This is a genomic window from Leptospira tipperaryensis, from assembly GCF_001729245.1.
Lineage (GTDB): Bacteria > Spirochaetota > Leptospiria > Leptospirales > Leptospiraceae > Leptospira > Leptospira tipperaryensis.
On record NZ_CP015217.1, the window covers coordinates 2,827,819 to 2,835,000 of the forward strand.

A 7,182-nucleotide genomic window follows, 5' to 3' on the forward strand; every position below is an offset into this window, starting at 1 on the left:
GGACGGAACTCCGGACACAAAAAAGGCTTGGTCACCAGACCAAGCCTTCGTTTTTAGAAGAACCGAAATTCTTACTGTAGATTTTCCGGATTTTCCTCTTCGGCGTTTTCTTCTTCAGGAGCAACTTCCGAACCAGCTTCGTCCCCGGATGTTTCCGGTTCCTTCACTTCATTCTTCTTTTTGCTCTCCGCATCTTCACCGCCGGTTTCAGGCTCTGCTTCTTCCGTAGTTGCCGGCTTTTGATTTTGCTCAATTGCCTCTACTTCTTCTGCCGCAGCCGGCTTCTTCTTGCTTGGAACCTGATTTTTATTAAACTTCGTAGGTCCTTTTGCAGGAGGAATGAGTAATACTTGTTTTGGGAAAATCAAGTTTGGATTCTTAATCTTACCGCGGTTTGCTTCGTAGATTCTTTTCCAAAGTCGAGAAGTTCCGTAGTGTCTCTTGTCCTTCGCGATTCTCCAGAGGCAATCCGCAGGAACTTTTTTACGAACCACATAACGTTTCCAACCTTCCGGTAATCCATCCTCTCCGATTTTTGGAGAAGAATTCTTTCCTTCCGTAGTTTCCGTCTTGTTGTTCTTTCCATCTTTTCCGGTTTTTGTGTCACGATTCGCGACGTTGTCTCCAGTCTTTCTCTCCATTCTTTCAGCAAGTTCTGCTGATTGGTCTACGACTATTCTGGAAAGACGAATTGCTTCTTCGGAGCGAGCGATGGAATCTTCATATTTTTCAGAAGAATAGAGATCCTCGGCGGAAACTCTGGATTCTTCTGCGGCTTTCAGATTTTCTTCGGCTCTTTGGTAAGAAACTTGGAAATCTCTGGAAGCGTTGATTTTTGTTTTATCAAAGGATGCTAATTTTGTTGTAGAGGAAGCGATGCTCTGCTTCGCAAGTTCCTTTTGCTTTTCAGCATAGGCCTTGATATTTTTTGCTACGAGTTCGCCTGATTTTTTGCGAATATCATCAATTTCAGCGTAGCCGTCTTTGATTTTTCCTTCTTCAATCTTGGCTTTTGCGGAATCCAAACGATTTCTCGTTTCCGTAACTTCAGGATCTTTTCCTTCTGCGTATTTATCCGCATCACTCAGATTCTTTTCTATGTCTGCAAGTGAATCGATCAGTTGTTGTTTCTGAGAAAGAGCCAACACTTTTGATTCATCTGCCGACTTTTTAGAATCCGCATATTTCTGACGTGATGCTTCATACTGATCAAAGGCGGCCAAACGAGTTCTTAACTTCGCGTCGTCTCCGGATTCTCTTGGATAGGATTCTAAGGTTCTATCCGCAGTTTCACGAAGCGTATCCCCTTCTTTACGAAGTTGAACCGCAGAGTTATAAGGTTCGGAGGCCAGCTGAGAAGCGTAAGCTTCGTCGGCGGAATCAATCGATGCAGTGGATTCTTTTCTTGCCTCATCAACGGTAGAAGGGAAGGATTTTTCAGATGCGTCTAAGGCCTTTGCTCTCGCATACTCGGCTGACTTTTTTGTTTCTGCTAAATCTTCTTCCGATGCCTTCTGATGCGCATTCAATAAACTCTTACGAGCTTCCTCTAATTCTGCAGGAGCATATTTTTCAGCGCCCGCAGATTTCGCTCTCGTGATCGAATTCTTTGCGTCGCTCAACTCCTGAATCGGAAGTTCTGCTCCACAGGCGATCAGGACACCTGTGAGTAAAATTATAAAAGCGGAGGATATTTTTCTTTGTATTGATTTCATTGCGGCACCAGGTTTCAGAAAAGGTAGGATAAATTTAAAATCCGATCTTACTTGAAGGCAGACACTGCCTCTGCTTCATTATCAAAGATCTCGAAGAAGGACGTAAGCTTTGTAAGCTCGAACACCTTTCTTACCGATCCGGAGACGTTGATAATTTTAAGTCCCCCCTGATACTTTTTCAGGTTGGAGAGGCTGGAAATCAATGCACCAATACCAGACGAGTCAATGTAGGAAACTTTTTCCAGATTGATAATGGTATAATATTTTTGTTCCTCGATGAGTTTAGCGATTACATCTTTTATCTCTGGGGCATTGTAGAGATCGATCTCTCCGTTTATGTCCAGAATCACAATGTTCCCGCTTTCTCTTCTGGTTATTTCCATAAATAATCAGCAACTCCTTTCTGTCTCTTTCCGGCCAGCTCTACTAAAGGAAAGGCGATTCTTTAAATAGTCAACCGGAAAATTCAGGCTTTTCGTACAAATTTTTCCATCTGGCATAAGTTTCTAAAAATTCTCCTGCTTGAATGGATTTTTGTATCTCAGAGAGAAAGTTTTTCATGAAAAACAAATTATGAAATGTTGAAAGTGAAAATGCAGTGATCTCTCCGACGTGATGAAGATGTCTGATATAGCCGATGCTGTATCTCTTGCAAACTTTGCACTGACAATTCGGGTCCATAGGCGCATCCGAGTTCTTCCATTTCTCATTTCGGAGATTGACCTTTCCTAAAGATGTAAAGACTTGTCCGTTTCTCGCGTTTCTGGTCGGAAGTACGCAGTCAAACATATCGACTCCATTCTTCACTCCGTCCAAAATATCGGGAACCGTTCCTACGCCCATCAAGTAGAGCGGTCGACTTCGATCGGTGTGAGAAGAAATTCCATCTAAGATTCGAATAAAATCCTTTCTCGGTTCTCCGACAGAGAGTCCTCCGATGGCAATCCCGTCAAACGGCAATGATGCGATCGCTTTCAAACTCTCCAGACGAGAATCCAGATCGATTCCTCCTTGAAAAATTCCAAAGAGATGTTGAGAATTCTTATTCTTCTCCCAATGTTCGACTGACATTTCCGCCCAACGATGCGTTCGGTCCAAAGATTGTCTCAGACGTTCCGGACTCGAATCAAAAGGAGCGCAGTCATCCAAGACCATCATGATATCCGAGCCGATACTTCTCTGCACATCGATCACGGATCCGGGAGTGAAATAGTGACGACTTCCGTCGATATGAGATTGAAAGCGAACGCCGTCCGTTTCATATTTAAAGAGAGAATTGAGACTGAAGACCTGATATCCTCCGCTGTCTGTGAGAAGAGCTCCCTTCCAGGTCATGAATTTCTTCAAACCTCCGAATTGATCCAAGACGGAAGTTCCCGGTCGGAGATAGAGATGATATGTGTTTCCTAATATTAAAGAATACTCAAGTTCTTCCAGATCTTCCGTATTGAGGGTTTTGACAACGCCTCGAGTACCTACGGGCATAAAAACGGGAGTGTTCAGTTTTACTCCGTTGAGATCAAGAATTCCGGTTCTGGCTCGAGTTTTTGAATCCTCGGAAGTCGTTCTAAAAATCATCTACCGGAAGTGTGTTCGCTACAGGTTCCGTAGATGTTTAAGCTGTGACCTGTGATTCTGAATCCGTTGTCTTTCGCCGCTTGCTCTTGAAGCTGTTCGATTCTTTCGTCTACAAATTCCACAATTTTTCCGCAGACTGTACAGATGATATGATCGTGATGTTTGTGTCCGATGATATGTTCGTAGTATTTATAATCTTTCCCAAAGTTATGTTCTTGGAGAAGACCTGCAGAAACCATGATTGAAAGAATTCGATAGATCGTCGCTTTGGAGATTTGATCTCTCTGATCTTTGAATTCTTCCAAAAGTCCTTCCGCGGTGAAGTGATTGTGAAGAGAAAAAATTCTCTCCGCGACCAACATTCTCTGATTGGTGATCTTGAGTCCTTCTTTCTGAAGGTATTGGGAAAAGGTCTGCATTTCCATGCGGACCGCGGGTTCGGTTTTGTTTAAGATGGCTTCTTGTTTTTCTCGGTTCATAATGAGATTACTCAAGGGGCGGGTCAAGATTATCAGGGATCAATCTTTCCGGCAATAGAAAAATACCAGGCTCTTTCCATCTCTTCGGAGATTCGGACTGCCATAATTTTTAGGAGACGGGACTGGGCTTGATTCTCACTTTCTCGAAATCCAACTTGATCTGAAAACATGATTCTAACCTGAATCTCTTCTCTTTCCAAGGGAATTTTTTGTCCTCCCGCTTTCTGGAGTTCCAATCGGACGATGATGGACATTTCTCGAGAGATCGACTGACCTCCTTGGTCCAAGAGATTTCCTACAAGTTGGTAGTGAACGATTTCTCCGTAGAGCCGATAAGCCGCGAGAGACTTTTCCCTGGTCTGGATGAATCTTCCTCTCGAATCGATTTCGGAACGAACCAGCTCCGTGAGGAGAGTCTGAACTCCCATTCCATAAGAATTGTTTCTGAAGTTTTGTACGTAGAGCCTTCTCTGATCATCGGGAATCGGAACCCCGTCGATCTTGGGTGGGTTTCTTGGTTCTCTCGTAAAATAAGTGCAGGAAAAAAGGGAGAGGATTGTTAGAATCGAAAATGCCAGACGGGCAAAGGACATAGTTAGAAGGATCTTTCTTGGTCGTACCTCCGGGCAAGAGATTTTTCGGATGTGCTTTTCGGCTTTACAAATTCCGAATTGAGTTCCATTTTCTTGCGAGCATGAACCGATTCTTTGTTGTTAGATGTGCTTTCCTATTTTCGATCCTAATCTTGTCCTGGGATGGGTTGAGGGCGGAGGACCGTCCAGAACTTCGGCTCTTTCCCGAACTTCAAGGCAAGCTACGTTTCCCGATGGAGTTTCAGACGCCGATCTCCGGCTCTTTTGCGGAATATCGTGTCCACCATTTGCACATGGGGGCCGACTTTAAAACATTCCATGTGAACGGTCTTCCGGCCATCGCGCCCTTCGACGGTTTTGTAGAATCACTTTCCGAATCTCCGAACGGATACGGATTGAACCTGATGGTACGTTCTCCTTCCGGACTGAGGGCAAAGTTCGCGCATCTTTTCAATTTAGAAGGTGCAAAAAAAGAATTGGAGAATTTAAGACAGGCCCTTCACCTTCTGAGCGACGGAATTTTCTCGGTAAAATTTTCTGACCAGAAATTCTCCATAAAACAAGGACAAGCGGTCGCAAGAATTGGAGAATCCGGAACGGGAGTTCCTCATCTACACTTTGAGCTTCATGGAAACGGGGACACATTCAATCCTCTCGCGTATCTAAGAATGACGGATAAGGACGGAACTCCGCCGGAAATGCTCGTTTTGTACGTTGATTCGTCCGACGGACAAAAATTTCGGATCCCTTTGGTCAAAAAAGAGAATGGAATTTATGAGACAAACGATAACGAACCGTTAAAGGTCGGAGGAGAAGTCTGGTTCAAACTCGGCGCATTTGATCGGATGAATTCCAGGAATAAGAATAATCTTTATTTTGCCAAACTTGTCTCCGGTCTTCAAACCCTCTATGAGAGAAAATTTGAAAAGATGAGTTATGCGGAAGCAAGAGATCATCAGTCCATCTACGATTCCAACCGTTCGTCCCTCAACCCGCCCGTTTATGTATATAACCTTTTTCCAAATCAAAAATCGAGCATCGACTTAAAACTTTTTCGAGAGGGAGAGGAGATTCCTCTTGAGATCATCGCAGGCGATAAGGAGGAAAATATTTCCTCCTTGAAACTTCGAATTCTCAATACGGGTTCGAAAGGAAGAATTGAAAAAGCCACGGCAACTGAGTATTCCTCTCAGGACAAAAGGTTTTCTCTCAATACTCCAAAAGGAAATACTTTTGGAAAAGGTAAAATTCTCTTTGAAAAGGTCGGAACTCCGCCGGATTCTCTTTTACCGGAAGGTTTGATTCTCAAAAGCGATTTGATCGAGATAGAATCCACCGGAATCAGCTGGTCCGGAGAAGCAAAATTGAATTGGAGAGGACGCAAGTTGGGAAAAGGAGAAAATCTCTATCTCTTTGAAGAAGGAACAAAACGTTGGGGAGTGCTCAAGACAACTTCTTCTGTTGATGGGATAAATGCGATCCTAAATAAGATCGGGATTATCGCCATCTTAGAAGATCGCTCGAAACCGAGGATCGAACACCCCTATTTGATCTCCCGTCATAGATTTACGGCGGAGGTCCGTCCACTTTCAATTATAGAAAGAATGTATTCCGTCTCGGACATAGGATCCGGATACGGAGGTGGGGCCGAAATTCTTTTGGATGGAGAAATATATCCATATGAATTCGAATCCGATCGAAAAATGATCCTCGTAAAAATTCCGAAGTCCTTTGGAAAGTTTAAGAAACGACTCTTGTTACAGGCAAGAATCAAGGATAGAGCTGGGAATGTTTCGGAATGGCTGACAGATCTGATTGATTTGGAAAAATCTCTTGAGAAAGAGAAAGGTTAGATTCTAAAATTAACTCTTCGCTAAAATGAGTTCGACTTAAAAAGAGGACGGAACTCCGCCCTCTTTCATTTTTTTACAAAAAACTTACTTCTTCGTCTCGGGATAAGCACCGCCCGCAGGAGATTTATAATTGATTTCAAAAATATCGAAATCAGATTTTCTCCAACCGGTAGCAAAGGCGACGGAAACACCGATAAAGTATTTTGTCCCAAATTTCATAGTATTCCAAGCAAACGTAGCGACTGTCTCATTTGTAATGGAAAAAGGATGCACTTTACCGCGAACTTCATCCAAATAGAGGCCTTCGTAAGTTCCAATCATCGTTCCTTGATATTCTAATTTTAGAATTCTTCCTGAAACAGAAAAGTTACGTTTAGCACCCGACTTATCGACAATAATTTTGTCCAACGCCTCTTTCGGAATCGATGGAAGTTGTTTAACAGCCCCGATTACTTCAAAATCGGTAGAAAGTGCAACCGGTTCAAATCTATGAATTCTATACTGAACAAGAATTTCTTGATTTAGATTGTTATTCAAAAAATTTACAACTTCTCCGTTCTCCGGACGTACACTAAATTCTACCTTTTCCTTGAGAGGAGAAAAACATTCGTCTTTAGAAGCGTCGCATTTTTCCGCATTGTCAAAAGTGGTAAATTCAAGAAGACCTTCGTGAGAATCGAAGATAAGCCCGCGGCTCTCAAATTGAATGAGTTTTACAACGGCCCAACCTTCTGAATAAGTTCCCGCTGCAAAAACGGAAGACGAAAAAAACAACAGACCAAAAGTAAGAGTTAAAACAATAATTCTTTTCATTTCTCGGAACATCCTACACTCCAAAATTTTCTTAACGACTAAGATTCGAACATTCTAGGACTGGAATCTTCATTTTCAAGAAAATATTTACATTCTTGTCAAATTTAGATCTCGAGAACAACAAAAGGAGTTCCCTCTTTCCTCTTATTCA

At 42.7% G+C, this 7,182-nt stretch carries 7 protein-coding genes; 1 reads left to right on the top strand and 6 read right to left on the bottom strand.

Going from position 1 to position 7,182, the window contains the following annotated elements; genetic code table 11:
* Nucleotides 1-71: 71 nt before the first annotated feature.
* The 5 genes from A0128_RS13270 to lptE all read right to left on the bottom strand — a co-directional run bounded on the left by A0128_RS13270 (nt 72) and on the right by lptE (nt 4,365).
* Complete coding sequence (locus A0128_RS13270) at nt 72-1,715, bottom strand: lipoprotein LipL71 (RefSeq protein ID WP_069607963.1); 1,644 nt, start codon at nt 1,713-1,715, stop codon at nt 72-74.
* Between the two features lie 47 nt (nt 1,716-1,762).
* A complete protein-coding gene (locus tag A0128_RS13275; RefSeq protein WP_002745051.1) occupies nt 1,763-2,098 on the bottom strand; it encodes an STAS domain-containing protein in 336 nt (111 codons plus the stop codon).
* Nucleotides 2,099-2,168: 70 nt separating this feature from the next.
* Nucleotides 2,169-3,293, bottom strand: coding sequence for a tRNA guanosine(34) transglycosylase Tgt (tgt, locus tag A0128_RS13280; RefSeq protein WP_069607964.1), 1,125 nt, complete (start codon nt 3,291-3,293; stop codon nt 2,169-2,171).
* Nucleotides 3,290-3,772: a Fur family transcriptional regulator gene (locus tag A0128_RS13285; protein ID WP_069609288.1), complete on the bottom strand. Its 483-nt coding sequence runs from the start codon at nt 3,770-3,772 to the stop codon at nt 3,290-3,292. The genes tgt and A0128_RS13285 overlap by 4 nt, the downstream gene beginning before the upstream one ends.
* Nucleotides 3,773-3,804: 32 nt before the next feature.
* Complete coding sequence (gene lptE / locus A0128_RS13290) at nt 3,805-4,365, bottom strand: LPS assembly lipoprotein LptE (protein ID WP_069607965.1); 561 nt, start codon at nt 4,363-4,365, stop codon at nt 3,805-3,807.
* Between the two features lie 101 nt (nt 4,366-4,466).
* Here lptE and A0128_RS13295 point away from each other — a divergent pair, with 101 nt between their 5' ends.
* A complete protein-coding gene (locus A0128_RS13295) occupies nt 4,467-6,218 on the top strand; it encodes a M23 family metallopeptidase (RefSeq protein ID WP_069609289.1) in 1,752 nt (583 codons plus the stop codon).
* A gap of 84 nt (nt 6,219-6,302) precedes the next feature.
* Here the strand turns inward: A0128_RS13295 and lsa26 are convergent, their stop codons facing one another.
* On the bottom strand, nt 6,303-7,043 hold the full coding sequence (gene lsa26, locus A0128_RS13300) for a surface adhesion protein Lsa26 (RefSeq protein WP_069607966.1): 741 nt from the start codon (nt 7,041-7,043) through the stop codon (nt 6,303-6,305).
* Nucleotides 7,044-7,182: the final 139 nt, after the last annotated feature.